This is a genomic window from Pseudoalteromonas sp. 0303, from assembly GCF_013349995.1.
Classification (GTDB): Bacteria; Pseudomonadota; Gammaproteobacteria; order Enterobacterales; family Alteromonadaceae; genus Pseudoalteromonas.
In genome coordinates, this window is sequence record NZ_JABVXF010000001.1 from 152,038 (window position 1) to 173,098 (window position 21,061).

16 protein-coding genes and 1 pseudogene are annotated in these 21,061 nt (G+C 41.2%); 6 read left to right on the forward strand and 11 right to left on the reverse strand.

What is annotated here, in order from left to right:
* Positions 1 to 15: 15 nt before the first annotated feature.
* The 5 genes from HUS62_RS00730 to HUS62_RS00750 all read right to left on the reverse strand — a co-directional run bounded on the left by HUS62_RS00730 (position 16) and on the right by HUS62_RS00750 (position 7,137).
* The gene (locus HUS62_RS00730; RefSeq protein WP_175078218.1) at positions 16 to 909 is read right to left on the reverse strand and encodes a carbon-nitrogen hydrolase; all 894 of its coding nucleotides are present in this window, start codon (positions 907 to 909) and stop codon (positions 16 to 18) included.
* Positions 902 to 1,960, reverse strand: a complete 1,059-nt coding sequence (locus tag HUS62_RS00735; RefSeq protein WP_175078219.1) for an agmatine/peptidylarginine deiminase — start codon at positions 1,958 to 1,960, stop codon at positions 902 to 904. The genes HUS62_RS00730 and HUS62_RS00735 overlap by 8 nt, the downstream gene beginning before the upstream one ends.
* 84 nt (positions 1,961 to 2,044) lie before the next feature.
* Positions 2,045 to 2,638 (reverse strand): PilZ domain-containing protein, encoded by a 594-nt coding sequence (locus tag HUS62_RS00740; protein ID WP_058584935.1) that lies wholly within the window; start codon positions 2,636 to 2,638, stop codon positions 2,045 to 2,047.
* A gap of 105 nt (positions 2,639 to 2,743) precedes the next feature.
* Complete coding sequence (locus HUS62_RS00745) at positions 2,744 to 5,917, reverse strand: efflux RND transporter permease subunit (RefSeq protein WP_175078220.1); 3,174 nt, start codon at positions 5,915 to 5,917, stop codon at positions 2,744 to 2,746.
* 14 nt (positions 5,918 to 5,931) lie between these two features.
* The gene (locus HUS62_RS00750) at positions 5,932 to 7,137 is read right to left on the reverse strand and encodes an efflux RND transporter periplasmic adaptor subunit (RefSeq protein WP_054561341.1); all 1,206 of its coding nucleotides are present in this window, start codon (positions 7,135 to 7,137) and stop codon (positions 5,932 to 5,934) included.
* A 175-nt stretch (positions 7,138 to 7,312) separates the two neighbouring features.
* On the opposite strand from HUS62_RS00750, the pseudogene HUS62_RS00755 reads away from it, so the two are divergent.
* The 5 genes and pseudogenes from HUS62_RS00755 to HUS62_RS00775 all read left to right on the forward strand — a co-directional run.
* Positions 7,313 to 7,696 (forward strand): annotated as a pseudogene (locus HUS62_RS00755) (LysR substrate-binding domain-containing protein); the annotation flags it as partial.
* Between the two features lie 85 nt (positions 7,697 to 7,781).
* Positions 7,782 to 8,342, forward strand: a complete 561-nt coding sequence (locus HUS62_RS00760; protein WP_175078222.1) for an RNA polymerase sigma factor — start codon at positions 7,782 to 7,784, stop codon at positions 8,340 to 8,342.
* Positions 8,339 to 9,409 (forward strand): FecR family protein, encoded by a 1,071-nt coding sequence (locus HUS62_RS00765; RefSeq protein ID WP_175078223.1) that lies wholly within the window; start codon positions 8,339 to 8,341, stop codon positions 9,407 to 9,409. The genes HUS62_RS00760 and HUS62_RS00765 overlap by 4 nt, the downstream gene beginning before the upstream one ends.
* Before the next feature lie 125 nt (positions 9,410 to 9,534).
* Positions 9,535 to 12,441 (forward strand): TonB-dependent receptor plug domain-containing protein, encoded by a 2,907-nt coding sequence (locus HUS62_RS00770; protein WP_371319654.1) that lies wholly within the window; start codon positions 9,535 to 9,537, stop codon positions 12,439 to 12,441.
* 371 nt (positions 12,442 to 12,812) lie between these two features.
* A complete protein-coding gene (locus tag HUS62_RS00775; protein WP_175078225.1) occupies positions 12,813 to 13,790 on the forward strand; it encodes a catalase family peroxidase in 978 nt (325 codons plus the stop codon).
* Positions 13,791 to 14,040: 250 nt separating this feature from the next.
* On the opposite strand, the gene HUS62_RS00780 is transcribed toward HUS62_RS00775, so the two are convergent.
* Together HUS62_RS00780 and HUS62_RS00785 are read right to left on the reverse strand one after the other, a co-directional pair.
* On the reverse strand, positions 14,041 to 15,099 hold the full coding sequence (locus HUS62_RS00780; RefSeq protein WP_175078226.1) for a nucleotidyl transferase AbiEii/AbiGii toxin family protein: 1,059 nt from the start codon (positions 15,097 to 15,099) through the stop codon (positions 14,041 to 14,043).
* A 12-nt stretch (positions 15,100 to 15,111) separates the two neighbouring features.
* A complete protein-coding gene (locus tag HUS62_RS00785) occupies positions 15,112 to 15,714 on the reverse strand; it encodes a DUF6088 family protein (protein ID WP_175078227.1) in 603 nt (200 codons plus the stop codon).
* Between the two features lie 638 nt (positions 15,715 to 16,352).
* Between HUS62_RS00785 and HUS62_RS00790 the strand changes: the two genes are divergently transcribed.
* Positions 16,353 to 16,901: a hypothetical protein gene (locus HUS62_RS00790; protein ID WP_175078228.1), complete on the forward strand. Its 549-nt coding sequence runs from the start codon at positions 16,353 to 16,355 to the stop codon at positions 16,899 to 16,901.
* A gap of 277 nt (positions 16,902 to 17,178) precedes the next feature.
* Here the strand turns inward: HUS62_RS00790 and HUS62_RS00795 are convergent, their stop codons facing one another.
* The 4 genes from HUS62_RS00795 to HUS62_RS00810 form a co-directional block, all read right to left on the reverse strand.
* Entirely contained in the window at positions 17,179 to 17,622 is a 444-nt protein-coding gene (locus HUS62_RS00795) for a PA2169 family four-helix-bundle protein (protein WP_058584881.1), read from the reverse strand.
* Positions 17,623 to 17,808: 186 nt separating this feature from the next.
* Positions 17,809 to 18,747 carry a LysR family transcriptional regulator gene (locus HUS62_RS00800; RefSeq protein ID WP_054554698.1) on the reverse strand — a complete coding sequence of 313 codons (939 nt, stop codon included), beginning with the start codon at positions 18,745 to 18,747 and terminating at the stop codon, positions 17,809 to 17,811.
* Positions 18,748 to 18,763: 16 nt separating this feature from the next.
* Complete coding sequence (gene aceK, locus HUS62_RS00805) at positions 18,764 to 20,488, reverse strand: bifunctional isocitrate dehydrogenase kinase/phosphatase (protein ID WP_054554699.1); 1,725 nt, start codon at positions 20,486 to 20,488, stop codon at positions 18,764 to 18,766.
* A gap of 91 nt (positions 20,489 to 20,579) precedes the next feature.
* Positions 20,580 to 21,059, reverse strand: coding sequence for a DUF4124 domain-containing protein (locus HUS62_RS00810; RefSeq protein ID WP_175078229.1), 480 nt, complete (start codon positions 21,057 to 21,059; stop codon positions 20,580 to 20,582).
* Between the last annotated feature and the right edge of the window lie 2 nt (positions 21,060 to 21,061).

The window sequence follows — 21,061 nt, forward strand, 5'->3', positions numbered from 1 at the left end:
AACTGTTTTTACTGCTTAGTCTCGATAAATCTTGGTTAAGTCCTGATAGTGATCGATACGACGATCACGAAGGTAAGGCCAAATTCGACGTATGTTTTCACTACGTGCTTGGTCTAATTCAACAACTAATAATTGCTCATCACTGTTGTTCGCTTCAGCTAAGATTTCACCTTGAGGGCCCGCGATAAATGAGTTACCCCAGAACTGAATACCTTCACTTTGAGCGCTTGGATCACTTTCGTGGCCAACACGGTTACAGCTGATCACCGGCACGCCGTTGGCAACTGCATGAGCACGTTGTGAAATAACCCAGGCGTCTTTTTGACGTGTTTGCTCGTCTTTTTCATCACGCGGGTCCCAACCAATGGCTGTTGGGTAAATTAAAATTTCAGCACCAGCCATTGCCATTAAGCGTGCCGCCTCTGGGAACCATTGATCCCAACAAACTAACACGCCTAATTTGCCAACAGAGGTTTGAATAGGCTCAAAACCTAAATCACCCGGTGTGAAATAAAACTTCTCGTAAAAACCTGGGTCATCAGGAATATGCATTTTACGGTATTTACCGGCAATGCTGCCGTCAGTTTCAAGTACCACAGCAGTATTGTGATAAAGACCCGTAGCGCGCTTTTCGAATAATGATGACACGATCACCACATTGAGTTCTTTGGCAAGTGCACCTAAGGTGTCTGTACTTGGACCTGGGATTGTTTCTGCTAAATCAAAAACGTCTACATCTTCGGTTTGGCAAAAATACAAGCTACGGTGTAGCTCTTGAAGAACAATAAGCTTAGCGCCTTGGCTTGCTGCATCACGAATACCAGCAATTGATTTTGCCATATTGTCTTGAGCATTATCGGTGTTTGATTGCTGAACAAGAGCAACCTTTAAATGCGTTGGTTTAGTCATTGTTTGTTCCTGCTAAAAAGCCGCGCGGTAATTGCATTGTAATACAGTGTAAGCTGCCAAATTGGTGAATAATTGGCACACAATTAATACCCACCACAGTGTGATTTGGGTATGCTTTGGCAACCTGACCAAGCGCCAGTTGGTCGTTTTCGTCACCATAAATTGGTACTAAAACGGTTTCATTGATAATTAAATAATTAGCGTAGGTGGCAGGTAGTCTGTCACCATCTTCATCGAACACTGCTTTTGGCCAAGGTAAGGCAATCAGCGTGTAGTTTTCACCCTCTGCTGTTTTAAATGATTGCAGTTGCTTTTCCATTGCATCAAGGGCTGCAAAATGCTCATCATTTTTATCGTCGCACTTAACATAAACAAGCGTGTTGTTTGGTGCAAAACGTACAAGCGTATCAATATGGCTGTCGGTATCATCACCTGCAAGGTAACCGTGATCAACCCAAAGAAACGACGTAGCACCCAGTTGCTCAACAAGCGTTTGTTCTATATCTGCTTTTGTGAGTTCAGGGTTACGATTTGGGTTTAATAAGCACTCGCTGGTTGTGAGTAGCACGCCGTGTTCATTGATTTCGACGCCACCGCCTTCAAGAACCAGATCACTTTGCTGATAACCATTTTTAGGGCTCGCGACTTGATTTACAAGTACTTGATTAATTTGATTATCAAGATCACCTGCAAACTTATTGCCCCAACCATTAAAAATAAAATCCATTACTTTTAATTGAGTTGCGTCATCAATATTTGCACAGGTCAATGGGCCATGGTCACGTGCCCAAGTATCGTTACACGGTGTCACCACAAAGTGAATGCGATTAGCATCGACATCCGCATTTGCAAGTGAAGCTGCAATATGTGCTTTGAGGGTATTATCATGAGCTACAATCACAACATCTTGTTGTTGGCTTATTGCTTGGCAAAGTGCTACATACACAGGCTCAACAGCGGTTAAATTTGCTGCCCAATCTGTGTCTTGATGAGGCCAAGTGAGCATAACGGCATCTTGCTCAGCCCATTCAGGTAAAAGTCTAAATTTCATGAAGGTATTAAACAAACTAAGGTGGGGCTAGTTTAGCATTTTAGCCATAGATGTCAGCTTTTTGTGCGCGATAAAGCGTGATTTTTAACTGTCTTGTTGATTGTTTTCTTGCTGACGTTTTTTAAGTTGGCGTGTTTGTGCGTGCAAGGCTGCTCTTACGACTAAATCTTGGTCAGCATCGCGAATGGCAGTAAACAATAATGTGTATTGGTATTTATCATCATCGCATTTTTCAATGGCCACTAATTCGGTATAGCAATAAATGGCAGATGCTTCGTGCTGCAAGAACAACTTAGTACGAAATGTTTGCCCTAATTCATACACATCAGCTGAGGTAAGTTTTACACCACCACCGCCATAACTATCGCAATAGTTTGCGTTATCGTCAGGCTGCTCTGAGGCTAAGATGTGACTCATGATTAAATCAATTTTACGAGATTGTGCCTGTAAAAAGGCTGCCAGTTCTTGCGCAACATCACCCAGATTACGCAGTGGTCGTAAGCTTGTTTGTTCAAGTTCGTTTACTTCGTTGGCAAGTTTAAATAGGGCAGGGATATCCGCTTCGAGCTCAGCATTGGTTTTTGGCACAGCACTTGGTTCAACCGCATATAAATTGACACGGTTGCTCTCGTTGATTTGAAAATATTGTTCAAATTCGGCTAATTTTTGATTATTCATGCTGTACTCCACACATCTTTCCTTAATACTAGCGTTCGAAGCAGTAAATTGCTAGTAATCAAATAATCAAAAAAAAGGGCAAACTCATTGTTTGCCCTTCATTTTTTACAGGTTACCCTCTTGGGTTTTGACATGTTCTTGTTGATGATGTTCTGCTATCTCATCAGCAAGCTCTTGTCTTGAACGTTTTTCAGTTAACTTACGTGCCGTTAACCAATAAAAGAACAGCGGCACAAAGAATACGGCAAGGAATGTCGCTGCCATCATACCGCCCATCACACCGGTACCAACACTGTGACGAGCACCGGCACCTGCGCCAGAGCTCAGTACTAAAGGCACAACGCCCAAAATGAAAGCAAGCGAAGTCATAATGATAGGTCGAAAACGTAACCGTGCAGCCTCAAGAGCTGCAGTACTTGCGCTCCAGCCTTGTTGATGTTTCATCAAGGCGTATTCAACAATAAGAATCGCGTTTTTACTGGCAAGACCAAGTAGTGTTACCAGACCAATTTGGAAGTATACATCGTTTGTCATGCCAACAACCCAAACCGCTATAAGCGCACCAAAGGTACCAAATGGCAAGGCAAGCATCACAGACAGTGGTAACGACCAACGCTCATACAGCGCTGCTAGAATCAAAAATACCATGATCACAGCAAGACCTAAGGCAATTCCTGTGGTGCCTGAACTGCGTTTTTCTTGGAATGCAGAGCCTGTCCATTCGTAGGTCATATTAGGTGGTAATACTGCTTGTGCAATACGCTCAACCTCAGCAATAGCTTGACCCGAACTGTAACCTGGAGCTGCATTACCCATCAGTTTAACAGCAGGTAAGTTGTTATAACGATTTAGGTTTTCTGGGCCTCGGCTATACTCGATAGTGGTAAAGGCTGAAAGCGGCACCATAGTACCTTGGTTGTTTTTAACATAGATACGACCAATGTCATCAGGCTTCATTCTAAATTCAGCATCTGCAGACATTAGTACTTGCCATGCGCGACCAAATTTATTGAAGTCGTTAACGTAATAAGTTCCTAAGTTACCTGCAAGGGCAGTGAAAGCATCATCAATTTCGACACCCATGGCGCGGGCTTGTTCACGGTCAACATCAACACGTAGCTGTGGTGCATCAGGGCGCCAAAGTGTTTGTAGGCCACTGATGATAGGGCTCTTTTGTGCTTCAGCTGTCATTAACTGCATTGCATGTTGAAGTTTGTCTGGGTCGCTATCACCTTTGTTTTGAATATAAAACTCAAAGCCACCTGTGTTACCTAAACCAAAAATAGCCGGAGGGTTAAAGGCAAGAACGAGCGCCTCTTTAATACCTGCTGTTTTCATGAAGAGCTCTTGCACCAGTGCCTTGGTATCAACTTCACGCTCATCCCAATGCTTTTGTGTCACGAATAATGTTGCAGCACTGTTTTTGTAACCACCGCCAATAAAGTCAAAACCGGTAAACGCCACCACGTTTTCGTTCGCTGGGTTTGATTGCACGGCCTCAACAACCTGTTGTGTTACCTGCTCTGTGCGTTCAAGTGACGAACCGTCAGGTAAGAAAATTGCAGATATGTAATAACCTTGGTCTTCATCTGGCACAAGTGAACCAGGGGTGTTTTGCCAAAGGCCAATCGTTGCTGCAACCATACCTGTCATTAAGATCAGCCCTAACAGACCGCGGCGCACCATAAAGCCAACAGCACCGACATAACGGCCGGTGATCTTGGTAAACATGTCGTTAAACCACAAGAAGAAGCGGGCAGTTTGCTTGTGTTCTTGCTTTAAAATAAGCACACAAAGCGCTGGCGTCATCGTTAAAGCAACGACACCCGATAAACTTACAGCAATCGAAATAGTAATAGCGAACTGGCGGAATAGCTCACCGGTTAAGCCACCTAAAAACGCAATTGGCACAAACACTGAACAAAGTACTAAAACAATTGCCACCACAGGGCCGCTTACTTCGCCCATCGCTTTAACGGCGGCGTCTCTAGCACCTAGGCCTTCTTCGTGCATGATACGCTCAACGTTTTCAAGTACCACGATGGCATCATCAACAACAATACCAATCGACAGCACCATACCGAATAAGGTGAGGGAGTTAATTGAATAACCCAGCATATACATACCGGCAAATGTGCCCAGTAGTGACACAGGTACTGCAAGGGTTGGAATAAGCGTTGCGCGCCAGTTTTGTAAGAATAAATACACTACTAAGAATACCAATACCATGGCTTCAAGTAGTGTTTTTACAACTTCACGAATTGATACTTCAACAAAGCGGGTTGTGTCGTAAGAAGTTAAATGTGCAAGCCCGGTAGGGAACTGGCTTTTCATTTCTTCAATAACACTGTTTACTTCTTCGGCTACATCAAGGGCGTTAGCACCAGGTTGCAAGAAGATACCTAACAGTACCGCTTCTTTACCGTTAATTGTTCCTTTGAAGTTATAGTCTTTTGAGCCAAGCTCAACGCGGGCTACGTCTTTTAAGCGTAAGCTACTACCGTCTGTGTTTGAACGAATAATGATATTTTCAAACTGCTCAGGCTCAGACAAACGCCCTTGTGCAGTTACACTGTAAACCAGCTCTTGAGGAGATTGCGTAGTAGGTGTGGCACCAATTTTACCTGCCGCGTATTGCGAATTTTGTACGCGAATTGCCCCTGCAATTTCTTCAACAGTGACACCTAATTGGCTCATTACATCAGGGCGCAACCAAATGCGCATTGCGTAATCTTTGGCACCAAAAATTTGTACACTGGTAGTGCCAGGAATGCGTTTAACACGGTCAAGTACGTTCATAGTGACATAGTTTGATGTCCATAAACTTGAACGTGTTCCATCTGGTGAATAAAAGGCATGAACTTGTAAAAAGCTAGAAGAACCTTTTTGAACCACCACACCTTGGCGACGCGTTTCTTCAGGTAAACGTGCTTCAACCTGCTTAACACGGTTGTTTACGTTAACGGCTGCTTGGTCAACATCAGTACCAATTTCAAAAGTAACTTCGATGGTGGTTGAACCTGCACTGGTTGACGTTGAAGACATATACATCATGCCTTCAACACCGGTAATGGCATTTTCAATCGGTGTCGCAACCGTTTGCTCAAGCACATCGGCAGATGCACCTGGGTAGGCTGCGGTTACTTGTACAACCGGTGGTGCTATTTCAGGATATTGCGCTACAGGTAAGCTGCGCATCGCAGCAAGGCCCGCAAGCACAATAACAATAGATATAACAAACGCAAAAATGGGTCTGTCTATAAAGTAACGAGAAAACATAAGACTCCCTGTGCTTATTCTGCGTGGCTAGGGTTAGCGGCAGGTTGGCCAACATTGACTGGCATACCCGGGAAGAAAATACGTGCCATGCCATCAACAATAACTTGGTCGCCTTCTTTTAAACCACTACGAATTAACCAAAAGTTTTGGTATTGCTCATTTTCTGGTTTTTTGATCCATTCACCTACAGTAACAGGGGCAGGTAAAGCGACATCCATACCTTGCTCGTTTTTACTTACTACATAAACAAACTTACCGGTGCCGTTATCAAGCACTGCACGTTGCGGAACAATGAAAGCGTTTTTGCGTACTGCACCACTTAACTCAACGCGAACGAACTGGCCCGGGCGAAGTTGAAAATCAGGGTTAGGAATAATTGCCTGAAACTCACTGGTACCTGTGTTTGGATTAATACGCACATCAGAGAAGTTAACTTCACCGGTTTGTCCGTATAACGAACCATCTTGCAGTTTAATTTGTGTTTTCCAGTGGCCTTGCTCAGGTAACGTTAGTGAACCATTTTTAACATCTTGACGCATTTGCAGTTGTTCACGCTCTGATAAGCCAAAGCGAATACGAATAGGGTCAAACTGAGTCATTTGAGTCAGTAATAAATCTGGACCAGAAACATAGGTTCCTTCAGAAACAAACTCACGTCCCATTACTCCTGCGACAGGGGCTTTAACTTGCGCATATTCAAGGTTTAGTTGCGCTTCTTTTAAGGCAACTTTTGCTGCGGCTAAATCAGTTTTTGCAATATCATTGGCTGAGCTTGCGTTATCGTAATCACGTTGTGAAACAGACTTTTCGGCACGTAGTTTAGCTAATCGTTTAACGTCACGATCAGCTTGAACAAGCGCTGCTTTTGCACCATCAAGTGCAGCTTGCGCTCGGTCAACCGCAAGTTGATAAGGTTCTAGGTCAATTGTAAACAGTGATTGGCCTTGCTCTACACGCTGACCTTCTTCAAAGTTGCGTGATTCAAGAATACCGGTGACACGGGCACGAACTTCAACTTCTTTTGAACCAGACAGCGTCGCTGGCAGCTCAATAGTAAAAGGGGCATCGTGAGTTTCCATTGTCATAGTCGCGACAGCAGCGGGGTGCATTTGACCCTGTTGTTGCTGTGGCGCTTCAGAACAACCTTGCAGTAGCAAAGGAGCAGAAACTAATAACAACGCAGATAATGATAATTTGGCAGGTGCGAAAGGCAGACGCATGTTTACTCCACAGTCCAATTGTTAAGTAGGTATGCATAAAAAATAGTCTATTAGCATGAAAGACGTCACTATGCATATTCATTTAGCGTTTAGTTTATACCCAAAAAAGATAAAGGTACACCCTGTAGTTTACTTTTTATTGAGCACAAAAAAACGCAAAGCATGTTTACTTAATTTGTGCGCAGCGCCGAGTTATATTGAAAAATATGGGCAACCAAAATCGGTGGCTGATCTTAAAGACCATTACTGGGTGTGTTTGCCATGGCAGCGACAGCTTAAATTTAACGAAGGCGGACAAGTCATTAATTATAATGCGAGAACGCGTTTTACTGTATCTAACTCAGATAACATGACACAGGCGGCGATTGCAGGCCATGGCATAGCGATTAAATCTTATATTGCAATTAAAGATGATTTAGCCGAAGGGCGGTTAATCGAAATACTCCCTAATAGCCTTGTTGATACTGACGCGCCAGTATGGTTTTTAAAATCACAAAACAGCCTAGTGACGCGCAAAACAGAGGTTTTTTATGAGTTTATGAAATCTTTGTTTACCTAAGGTACAAAAACTTAACAAATGGCTTGTAATTAAACTGAAATCTCGTACCCTAAAGCAATAAAAATATAATAAAGGTGAGTTAAGGATGACAGATCAAACTGGGGTTATCACCGCTTTTACCGAGATATCGAGCAAGCTTAGGCGCTTTGTATCACGTATCGTCAGCCCTGATGATGTAGAAGATATTGTGCAAGAGACGTTTATAAAAAGTTATGAAGCTGATCTTAAGCAAAATATCGAATATACTCACAGTTATATGCTGAAAACGGCTAAGCATTTGGCGCTTAATCATATTGCTAAATGGGACAATAAATACAAAGAATCGTTAGATGAACAACAGCAGGTTGAGCATCACATGCGTTCAATGGCACTTGAAGATGAAGTGACTTCTAAAGAACGTTTTTTGTTTTTTTGCCGTGTGACTAACGAATTAAGCCCTCAGGTTAAAAAATGTTTTATCTTAAAAAAAGTCTATGGCTTAAGCCAAAAGGAAATTGCAGTTAAAATGAGTCTTAGCGAAAGTACTGTTGAAAAACATATAGCCAAAGGCTTATTACATGTTCACCGAGCAATGAAATCACACGACGTACAACCACAGGCATTTATCCCAACCACAGAGTTCACAGCAAAAGAGGTGAACAAATGAGTAATGTCCATCCATTTTCATCAAAAGACATGATTCAAGAGCAAGCGAGTCAATGGATCAGTGCAATTGATCGTGGCCTATCTAAAGATGAAGTAAGCCAATTACATTTGTGGGCTCACCAAAGTGCGGCTCATCAAGAGGCATTATTTGAACTTGCGACCTTATGGGATGAAATGAGTGTACTTAACGAGTTAAGTAGTTTGTTTCCATATAAAGCACCGCAAAAGCAACCTGCAGTGTTTGGTATGGCAACCGCTGCCAGCTTTTTAGTGGCAATGCTTCTTGGTTCTATCATGCTTATCTATTCAAGCTATTGGCAAAGTGAAGAAAACGACTACGCCAAATTCAGCAAAATTTACCGCACCAAAGTGGGTGAGCAAGCTGAATTTGTGTTACCAGACAGCACTATTGTTCAGCTTAATACCAATACTAAACTCGAAGTTGCCTACTCAGGCGATCGCCGTCAGTTGATTTTGAGCCGCGGTGAAGGGCGCTTTAATGTTGCTAAAGATCCGAGCCGTCCTTTTACGGTTATTGCTGGTGATAAATCATTTACAGCACTTGGTACGGTGTTTAATGTTCAAAGAAATACTGCTTCAGACCTAGAACTAGTGGTGACTGAGGGCAAGGTGATGATTGCTGATCCGAATACGCAGGTTAATGCTAGCGACTTTAATCGTTTAAAAGATGCCTCAGATAACAGTGCAGATATTAAAGCGCTTCGCGCTAATGTTGTTGTATCTGGTGAGAAAGCACTAATAAAACAAAGTAAAACAGAGCCAATTAAACAGTTATCGGTTGATGACGTACAACGTGATTTGGCATGGCAACAAGAAATGCTGATTTTTAATGGCGAGTCTTTAGGCGAAGCACTGCAAGAAGTAAGTCGTTATACTGCCACACGTTTTGAATTAAATGATCCAGAACTTGCCTCATTAAAAGTGGCTGGTGTGTTTAAAACTGGCGACATTAAAGGTTTGCTTGATTCTTTACAAGCCAACTTAGGTGTAGAACATCAACGTTTAGGTGAACATCGTGTTAGCTTAACTATCGCTGCAAAAGGTTAGTTCTGCCCATGAGAATACGCCAATGTAATGATGTTAATTGTGCGCCACCTTCTCGTCACAAAAAATTAATTAAAAAAAAGTTAAATTTACATAGCGGATTTTTCTTCCTCACTTGTTTGTTTAAATTGCGCAGTAAGCAATTGCCATTGTTACCTGCCTCTTTTGTTATTTATGGCCTCACAGCAGGCCAAGTAGCAATAGCGGCTGAAAAACAGATGCTGCAATTTGACATCAAAGCGCAACGAGCTGATTTGGCGTTAATCGAATTTGCAAAGCAAACCGAACAAACAGTCATTTTTTCTTTCGAATTAGCAAAGCAATATCAAGCGCAATCTGTGTTTGGCTTTTACACCAAATTGGATGCACTGAATGCGATGCTAGAAGGCACTGAGCTCGATGCGGTTGTTGATCAACAAGGCTTGCTGAGTATAAAACTCAAACAAGTAGATAGGATAGATAATAACATGATCAAAGTATCAGGGGTCAGCGCTGCAGTCGTGCCATTACTGCTTGCCGCCAATACGCAAGCGTTAGCAGAAGATCAATCAGCAGAACAAAACATCGAAAAAATTGCCGTTGTCGGTAGCCGTGTAGCAGGACGCTCGGTTGAAGATTTACCGGTTCCGGTTGATATTTTAAGTGCCGAAGCACTCGAGAATACAGGTCAAACAGAAGTAGGCCGTATGCTTCAGGCTATTGCACCGTCTTTTAACTTTTCAAGCTCGTCTATCAGTGATGGTACTGATGCACTTCGCCCTGCAACCTTACGTGGTTTAGGGCCAGATCAAACCTTAGTTCTTATCAATGGTAAACGCCGCCACCAAGCGAGCCTTATTCACATTAATACGTCAGTTGGTCGTGGTACGGCGGGTACCGACATGAATGCTATTCCTGCTGCTGCAATCAAACGTATTGAAGTATTACGTGATGGTGCTGCTGCGCAATATGGTTCAGATGCCATTGCAGGTGTTATTAATATCGTATTAAAAGACGCTGAAGAGGGCGGTAAAGCAGCTATTAATTACGGTGAGTATTCAGAAGGCGATGGTGAAACTGTAACTGTTGATTTCAACAAAGGTTTTGCGTTAGGTGATGAAGGTTATTTAAATACCACAATCAACTACCGTGACCGTGCGCCGACAAACCGTGCTGGCCTTCATGGCTCATGTCAATTTTACGGCTGTACTGAACTTGATGACGGTACGCTATTAGCAGGCGACCCTCGTGAGTTAACAGCACCGCGTGATACGTTTAGGATTGGTGATGCAGATTCACAGCAATTTGCTCTAACCGTTAATACAGGCTATGAGCTTGCTGGTGGTGAGTTATATGGCTTTATCACTTATTCAAATCGTGAAAACGAATCAGCTGCGTTTTTCCGTCACAACGCTAATGCTAATGGTAACCCTGTATTACAAGATGGTGATGCAACCATTCCTATGGGTTTCTTACCGAAAATTAATACTGTCATTGATGACGTGTCTTATAACTTTGGTTATAAAAAATCGTTCGATAATGACTCAAGCATTGATTTATCGTACACCTACGGTGAAAACAGCATTGATTACACAACAAGTGACACTATCAACGGCTCTTACGCTAACTACCTTCGCTATGACCAAGGTTTAACGGCTGATGAAATTCGTGCCACTATTCCGCGTTCAGCATATGCATATGGTCTTGAATTATCACTGCAAACTCTAAACCTTGATTACACTAAAGATTACGACAACTTCTCATTAGCACTAGGTGCTGAGCTTCGTACTGATGAGTTCCGTATTCTTGAAGGTAGCGAATACGCATACCGTGATTACGACACTGTTGATGGTATGAGCATCTATTCTGGCTTAAATGGCGGGGTAGGTAGTGTTGACGCTGCAAGCGGCACGCAAGGTTTTGGTGGTTCAGATCCGGCATCATCAGTTGATGAGTCGCGCGATGTGATCTCATTCTATATGGATGCAGAAACCTATGTTATCGATGATGTAATTATTTCAGGTGCGGTACGTTACGATAACTACAAAGGCTTTGGTGATACAGTTAACTTTAAGTTAGCGGGTAACTGGTCTGTAACTGAAGATGTGTCTTTACGTGGTGCATTAAGCACAGGTTTTAGAGCACCTTCTATGCAACAACTTTACTTTAATAACGTAAGTACACAGTTTGTTGTAGGCGATGACGGCAGCTTAGTGGCTGAGCAAGTAGGTACGTTTAGAAACGACAGTACCTTAGCGCAATCAATTGGTATTCCTAAGTTAAAAGAAGAGAAATCACAAAACCGTAGCTTAGGTATTGTGTATAACGTAACCGACAATATCAATTTAACTATTGACTACTACTCGATTGATATCGACGACCGTATCGTTATTTCAAACCGTTTAGGTAAAGGTTTATCAGATACGCTCGATGCTGCACTTGAAAGTTCAGGCGCAGGTGCGGGTCAGTTCTTCTTAAATGGTGCAGACACAGAAACAGAAGGTGTTGATTTAGTTGCCACATGGAACACAGAAGGCCTTGGCGGTACGCTAGATTTCACCTTTGCTGCTAACTTCACTAAAACAGATGTAGTTGATTTATTTACGCCATCAGGCAGTGGTCTTGAGACTATTCCGGTAGAAGATGTGTTTTCTGCTCAAGAAACATCAATTATTGAAGAATGGCAACCAGAAGACCGCATTAACTTAAGCGCGCTTTACCGTTTAGAAGATTGGACTGTAAACCTATCTCTAAACCGTTACGGCGAATACACAGTTGAAGATGGTGGCCGCCAAACATACGGTGCTGAAATCTTAACTGATGTTAAAGTTAACTACTTCTTTAACGAAAACCTGTCATTTAACATTGGTGCAAATAACTTATTTGATGTTTACCCAGATAAGAACACCATTGGTAATTCACGCTCGGGTACGATTGTTGATGCTAGCGGCAACACAATTGTTTCAAGCCCTGGTGTATTCACTTACTCACGTCGTTCAGCACCATTTGGTTTTAACGGTGCGTACTACTACGTAGGTGCAGAGTACAAGTTCTAAACTCCCTTTAGATTCCTTTATTATTTAACTTGCAAAGGGCCGTTAGGCCCTTTTTTAGTTATAAAGACGTGCTTATAGAAATTGGCACATCTTGATATTGTTTTATTTTATCAAGCAAGGTTACTAAGGTTTTGTGGCTACTTTGCTCACTTGCTGTTACTTGCACATTGGTCATTTCAAACTGTGCGGCAAATAACGCAAGGTTAGCTATTATTTGCTCTGGTGTGATAAGCCGGGTTGAAAAATAAATATTCTAAGTTTATTAAATGTTTGTAGCGTTTTTGTAGGTAAAAATATTTATTAGCTTTGATGAAATGATTTTCAGGTTAGTCAGGTCATTTTTGTTGGAACTAAGTTTAAAGGATGGATAAATGCTAAAAGTTAAGTCTTTAGTTTGTGCTATGTGCCTTGTTTTACCAACAGTAAGTTTTGCTGAGCAACCAGTAAACGGGCAAGATTTTATCAATTTATTTGAAAAGCTTTCAGGGAAGCACCCCGGAATCAGAAAAGGTCACGCCAAAGGTGTTTGCGCTGTTGGCACATTTACACCTAATCAAGCAGCAAAGCAGTATTCAATCAGCCCTTTATTTAACGCACCGTCAAAAGCAAATATTCGCTTTTCTATGGGCGGGGGTAACCCTAATGCTGATGAAACATCACGTTCTCCACGCGGAATGGGCGTACAATTTGTCCTAGAAAATGGTGATGTACACAATCTTGCAGGGCTAACTACACCTGTATTTGCAGGCAACAGCCCAGAAGCGTTTTTTGGTTTGCTAAGTACCTTATTACCGGACGAGAAAACAGGGCAAATCGATTTTGCAAAAGTAAAAGCATACAGAGAGCAGAACCCGAGTACTTTAGGACAATTTAATTGGCTACAAAGCCATAACCCGCCAGCATCGTATGTGTCTTCACATTATTTTGGTGTGCATACCTTTTACATGGTTGATGAAAAGGGCGCTAAACATGCCTTTAGATGGACCATGGTGCCAGAAGAGCCAGAACAGGTGCTAACTGAAGAGCAAATGAAAACCTTCCCTAAATCATTTCTGGCTAAGCGACTTGAAGAAGATTTAGCGAAAGGGAAGGTGCATTATCGTTTTCAAGCTGAATTAGCCGAGCCCGGTGATGCATTAACGGACCCTTCAGTTCGTTGGCCTGCTGATCGCAAAATAATTAATTTAGGAAAGCTCACCATAGAATCGACAGGTGAGTCAGGCTGCAATCTTACTAATTATGACCCAAACCTGTTATCTAAAGGCTTTATGCCAAGTGATGACAAAGTACTTAAATTACGCTCAACAGCTTATGCGATTTCATTTGCAAAGCGTTTAACGGGGCAATAAGTCTTAAGTGTATCTGTCAGGTTTGATTAAAAGGAATTAACAAACCTAACAGGTGTGTATGAGTGAGAAGTAGACAGTTGGGTAATCTCGTTTTTGGTAAGAATGTGATTGTGATTATGCTAAATTAGTCTTTGACGGGTAGCTTTTAATATAGAGAAATCTCTTATTTAGTGTGTTGACTCTCAATCCATTGCACTCAATCAATTTGTGGCTCTCGCTAAAGAGCTTCAAATTGATATTAGTTTTGGCATTACTCTGAAAGAATTAGCGACTCATTTATCATTTTCTCAGTACTCCTTAAGCGATCTAGTATTGTAGAAAATTCATCTGGCTTGCTAAAGTACATTCCGCCTTCTACCATCTCAGCATAGTCTTGGGCAATTGCTGTTCTTAAAGGTTCGTCTGGTATTAAGCGTAATTTCCCTGTTGAAGCGAGACTAAAATCAACTCCTTTTACACCCCACCTTGCTGATTTCATCTCCACCACATCATATATAGCCTGATGATTTCTCAGTGGATCAACTATTCCTTTACACATCATACAATCGACATCGTACCAGTGTCTTGCTAAGCGAGCTGCATTTGGTTGCTTCTCAGATGTGCAAAATTGGTGTAATGCAGTCATCTTCTCCCAAATTATGTAACTGGGGTCAAACACCAAAACATTCTCCGCAACGGGTAGGGAAAAAGCCTCTTCGTATTCTTCGATTTCAGATAAGTATGTCGTTAACTTGCTTGGTTCTGTCGGTTTGCCTCGATTACGAGCGCCAAACTCAAGTAAAACTGGACCCAAGTGATACCGACTACCTCTTTGCTCAGCAACAATAGGGTAATGAACTTCTATTTTTTCACTGTTTAGATAGCTTACTTGTAACCCTTTAATGCCGTAAGCATCTATTTTAGCTTTTAACCTTTCAAAAAAACCTAGTGTCCACTCTTCAAGTCGTTGAGTTTGAGCTTCGCGAAACTTTTTATTCTGACTATTAGATACCGTTGTTTCAGCCCACGCTTGCGCTTCAGGTTTATCACCATTTAGCATGTCATGCCAATGAATAGAAAGGTCAATGTCTTCAGAGAAACGTTCGATAGCTTTCCAGCGTTTGGATAAAGCTGTGCCTCCTTTAAACGCAACAGCTTTTCCTTCCAACAACCCTTCATCGAATAATAATTTCAGTAGCTCAGTGACCCAAATATCTTTCTCGATGAATGCTTCACCAAGACCGTCTGGATGCTTTTGTGAAGCATCATTGAAAATCTGCTTTAAATCACCTCGTTTTGTCTCGTCACGATAGAGAGCAAATATATCCATATCCATATATTCCTATAAATTCAAATTTGGCAACACGTTTTTTTTGTGAAAGCGATTAGTTAGTTTGCAAAGTAGTTCTTGGCCTTCTGAGTTACTAATTTTTAATCTAGAGAAAGCTGTTTTTAACTTTTCAGCTGGTAACTCATACTTTTGGAAAACTGACAAAGCACGAAGTAACCTTCCTTCAGGGGCGTTTCCCCATGATAACAATTCGCTATTGACGTGTACTACTTGTACTCGTTGTTTACCTACTCTAAACTCACGGCTTGGCCCATTAGTCCAGTATAGCTTAATAATCGGAGCTTGTGTCTGAAGTCCTAGTTTATATGCTTCTTCTTGTCCTTGAACAACGAGTTTGTAACGATTCTGACGGGCCCATAGGTGCGCAACATCTTCAGCACTAGACACTGTCTTGATGGACGGAATGCTTTTTAGTGGCTTTGGTCTGCAATAGATCCCTCTTCCTACACGAGCTATAGCACCTTTCTTCGCTAAACGACTAAATGACTGTTGAACTGAAGCTTTACTCCCTAACTCATAGAAGCTATCAATTGAAAAAGGGAGTCCTTTTTGTATGTGTTTGATTCGGTTTTCAATTTTAGCTTGAGTTGACATGGGCCTCTCTACTGACAGGTTTTAATATGGTTATATTAACATAGTTATTATAAAACTGATAGTTACATGTTATTTGTGTCAGCAATAATTGGTAAGCCTATGTAAGGGATTTGGCATACGGTATACGACAGGCTTATATCATTTCCATTCGGGAATGCCTATTGCAGATAGAAAAAAATAAAAATTTTATTAAGGAAATTCCCTATAACAGATTGCTAGTGTGTAGAAGAGCTAAGTAGAAAGGAGCAGTAACGCGCCATGCTTGATGTACGCTATTGAAACTCTCCGAATTACGGGAAATAACGAACAATGATGATGACTAAACTATGAGAATTACTTAGAAGCTAAGTTGGCTTTTTTAAAATCAATCGGTTAACTTGCTTTACTACTAACGCTAAAACCCTTTTAAGCGTAAAATTGAATTGTTTATATAGCCAAATCTATGTGTAATGAATACATTATAAGCGTTATGCATTATCGGGATCTGTAGCATAAACAACACTGTGCCAACATACCGAATAGGTAGCGGGCAGACTAAGATATTGGCTTATGCTCCATTATTGATATTTTAGCCAAGTATTTACCGTCGGTAGGGAAGCGTTATTTTTAAAGTCAGTCACGAACTATAAGGGGGGATTGTGGAATCAAAAAGTGAAATCAGAGTTGTTTTAATTAGCTCCGCGGCTGCAGTGGTGGTTGGGTTGATGTCCGCCTTGGTGACAGGCATGTTCTTGATTAAGAGTAATACCATTATGGCAGAAAAAGACATTAAGGTTATTAATGCTCAAAATACCCAAAAAAATTTGGAAATTATTAAAACGAAAGCAGAGAACTATATCGACTCTGTAATGGACTTAGTAATTTATCTGCAAATGCATGATACTTTCGAAGTAAATAGAGCAAATGAATTAGCACTGAGAGCCCAAAAAAATGGCTTTAAACTAATGGTTCATGTCGGTCCCCAGCTGGCTAAAAAATCTGTAGATTTATCACTTAAATTACAAGCTAGCATTGACGTGAATGATAGTCGACCTTTAGGCGATAAAATAAATGAACTAACCATGAGTGCAGCAGAATGGTATAAGGCTTATTTTGTTGAAATATCCACCTATAATTATCAATCTATGCCTCATAAAATGGAAGCAGATTCAATTGCTTTGATTATCCAGAAATTCGGAAAAAGCTAACAAGGCCATTAAAACTCTTTCTATGGGCTAGGTGACGCATGCAAACCGTCCATGTGGCTTTGTTAGGATTCGTAGATAAGCATGGATAGTACCGAGCATTACAAAAGCCAGAGAGGTCAGATTTTGACTTCAGAGATTATTTTACTGACCATCACTGCTAACTTATAGCGTCTGTCAAATAAACATCCAACCTAACAGTTAAACTCTCAGGTGAGATACAAACCGCTCATCTAAACAGATAAAAGCCCAGCTTAACTGGGCTTTGCACTCTCACAATTTAATGCTTTTTCATTTTACTCATTTCAGCATGACAACTTTGAATTGTCAGCAGGGTTTTTGATAGCGCGGCTTCACAATCATGTGGTTGTGGCTTTTTAAGCGCGTGCTTGATTTCGGCTAGTGTTTTATCTTCAACTTCTTCAAGCTCGCTAACATAGGTGGCATTTTTGTCGGCACCGAGTTTGGTGATTACTGATGTATAGGCTTTACGCGCTTCTACAGCAAAGTCAGAGCCATTTTCGCGCTCGCCATTTTCGTTAATAGCATAAGGTTGTAAGCGTTCAACACTTACTTTACGCGCATCTATCATGCGTTGAAATAAGGCAATAATGCTTGGGTCGGTTACTTTTTCCTGAGCTTTTTCATAAAAATCGATACCGCTATTCATAACTTGGATGATATCTGCAATATGATGAACGTCTTGTCCTTGATGAGTATTCATAATGACCTCTTTTTGAATATTAAAAACAATGCAATTAGATACTTGCAAAGCATATTCCAGTTCATTACTTAAATATAAAGTTATTGTATTTCAGGTAGTTATTGGTTTTTAAGAGAAGGGGGACTGCTGATAAGCTAAGCTAACACTTTGCTTATCAGCAATAATTACAATTTGGTTGGTAAAATCTTACTTAAGCTCGTCGGCTACTTCTGCAACCTTTTGGCGTAACCAAATATGGCTTGCATCACGGTGTAATAGCGGGCTCCAAATCATATCTAGCTCAAATGGCGGAATAGGGAATGGCGGCTCAAGAATTTTAAGGCCCGGATCGTCTAAATAAATATTTGCGGCTTTTGATGGTAAGGTTGCAACCAAGTTTTGCTCTTTCGCTAAGTGAATGGCAACGTGGTAGTTACGGGTAAAGGTGGCAATATTACGGTGTTTACCAAAGTGAGCGAGTGCCTCATCTACCCAACCTAGCTTTTGCACATCTTTAGGGTCCATACCAACACCTACACCAAAGCCTGTTTTACTTACCCAGATATGACGCGCTTTTAAATAGCTGTCGAGGCTAAAGTCTTTGATAATTGGGTTATCTGCTTTTACTAGGCAACAAAAGCTGTCTTTCCAAATTTGTTTATAGTGAAACGATTGCGGTAAGTTTTCAAAGCGGTTGATAGCCATATCAACTTTACCGTTTTCAACATCGTGGAAGGTGACATCACTTGGGGTCAAAATATCGAGTGTGGTATCGGGCGCTTCTTCGTGTAATTTACTTAATAAGCGAGGGGCAAGGGTACTTGCTGCGTAGTCACTGGCCATGATGCGAAAAACACGTTTACTTTGTGATGCTTCAAATTCGCGGTTTGGTGCCAGTGTTTCTTCAAGGGTCATTAAAATGCCGCGGATCACCGGCTGTAGCTCTTTTGCGCGCTCTGTCGGTACCATACCTTCACTGGTACGCACTAAAATAGGGTCGTTAAATAAATTACGGAGTCTTTTTAAGCCATTACTCATGGCAGGTTGGGTAATGCTTAGCTGGTTAGCAGCTTTAGTGACATTACACTCCCTTAGTAAAGTATCTAGGTAAACAAGTAAGTTTAAATCTATTTTACTTATATTCATTGTGTGTCCTTGGTGTTTACCAATAATGGATAAATCGTTGTGCAGCAGGGTATGGATAAATGTGGCTAACTACACCTTGCTTATAATTGTATTGTGCTTGTCGCCAATAGGCTGGATCTTCAAGCTCTGGGTGTGTACTCAATAAATATTGCTTATACACCGGGTTTGCTGTCACAAAGGTACATAATTGCTCTGGAAACACATCTTGCGGTGCCACAGAGTAACTTTGCTCATTGGTTAAGTAATCATCGTACGACTTTGCTTTTGGTAAGGCGCGAAAGTTCATGTCTGTTAGGTACTGAACTTCATCATAGTCGTAAAAAATAATGCGATTATGTTTACTCACCCCAAAGTTTTTCAACAGCATGTCGCCTGGGAAAATATTTACGGCGATCATTTCTTTTAAAGCTTGGCCATATTCTTCTATTGCTTCAAACGCTTGTTGTTCACTGGCATTTTCAAGATACAGATTTAACGGTGTCATGCGTCTTTCTATATACAAATGCTTGATGATTAACCATTCGCCTTCAATAATCATCGAAGAACCAATGGTTTTATGTAACTCTGCAAGTAATTTACTATCAAATCGGGCTAGTGGAAATACGACGTTCGAATACTCTATGGTGTCGGCCATGCGGCCAACACGGTCATGGCTTTTTACTAATTGATAGCGTTTTAATACGGTATCGCGGCCAAAGGGTTTGCTTTCTCCAAAGGTGTCTTTAATGACTTTAAACACATATCCAAACGAAGGCAGGGTAAATACCATCATCACCATACCCGGTGTACCAGGGGCAATTACAAGCTGATCGTTTGAATGATCTAAATGACTTAAAAACTCTCGGTAAAACTCGGTCTTACCTTGTTTATGAAAGCCTATTGCATTGTATAGCTCAGCCAGTGTTTTGTTCGGCATAAGCTGATTTAAAAAGCGTACTAACGCTGATGGCGCATGGGTTTCAACCATAAAGTAAGCACGTGCAAAACCAAAGATAACCCGCATTTGCGATGATTTGGTGAGTAGGGCATCTAGATATAACCCTTTGTCTTCATGGTGCAATACCGCAATAATAAATGGCTGTACGCCACTTTCTGATACCACGCGGCCAACAATATAAGCCGCTTTGTTTCGGTAAAACGGCGCTTGTAATATATCAAAGCGCATTTGCCATGCTTGGTGATGTGTATCGGGGGCTTGTTTATAAAAGGCTTTTACCAGCAAGCGAATATCGCGTTCTAAATCAACAAAGGGCGCTTTAAAATCAAACTGATTAATAATTTTGCGTATTGTGGGTCTTAAACCATCAACAACAGGGTGGTAACTGCGGTATTCAACTTCCATTGGTAGTGCAGGGGCATCCGCAAGCGTCGCTTTTACAAAGATAAAATCATTATTAAAATAACGACGATGAAATAAACGACAAAAAACAGAGTTGTAAAAGGTTTCGGCAAGTTCTGCTTGAGGGTGAAAGCGCAAAAATTGCTGATAGAGCTGTTTGGTTTCGAGCCAGCAGGTTTGATCTAAGGTAATAATTTGCTGTTCGTTGAGCGACTTGAGCTTAGCAATGGTTTCGTTAACCCGATCATCGTAATGGCTAATTCTGAGTTTGCTTATCTCATTTATTTTTTGCCAATCACGATGTGCAAACGCAAGTGGTGCTTTGGCTGTAATTGCTTGAAAGAGTTTATAGTGATTGCGAAACCCAGATAAAATTAACTCTGCAATGTGTTGTGGCTGCATATAAACTCCTTACTTGTACCAACATAGAGCAATAACTCTATTGGTGTTAAGAATATGTTATTTATTCTTCAAACCCAATAGTAAAGTGCATTTAATTATAGCGAGCGAGTTTTTTCTCTAGATTTGCGAGTTTTTTATTAACGCTTTTTACGTCGCGCCCGTATTGCTTGTTAATTGCTTTTAGCTGTTTTTTAATGTCTTTATTAATTTGCTTCGCTTCTTTATCAGACAAAATTCGGTTTAAGCGCTGTTCTTGCTGGTACTGAGCTCGGTCTCGATCACGGCTTAAAATATCTAAACGGTGTTTATAACTGCGAATTTCAGCCTCGAGGTTTCTGATAATTTGCTGGCGCTCAAGCTCGTTGAGCTCTTTAACAAAGTTTTGCGGTGCTTGTAAGTCTGGATCGGTTACTTGAATTTTATGCTTGGTTGCACGGCTACCACAGGGGAACTCACTAAATACTGTGCCTCTGTCTGTGACACATTTATAGTACTCTGTGGTGGCAGCAAGTGGAGTGTTGGTAAAACAAAGTAGTGTAAGTAATATTAGATAAATGATTATGGCTTTCATGA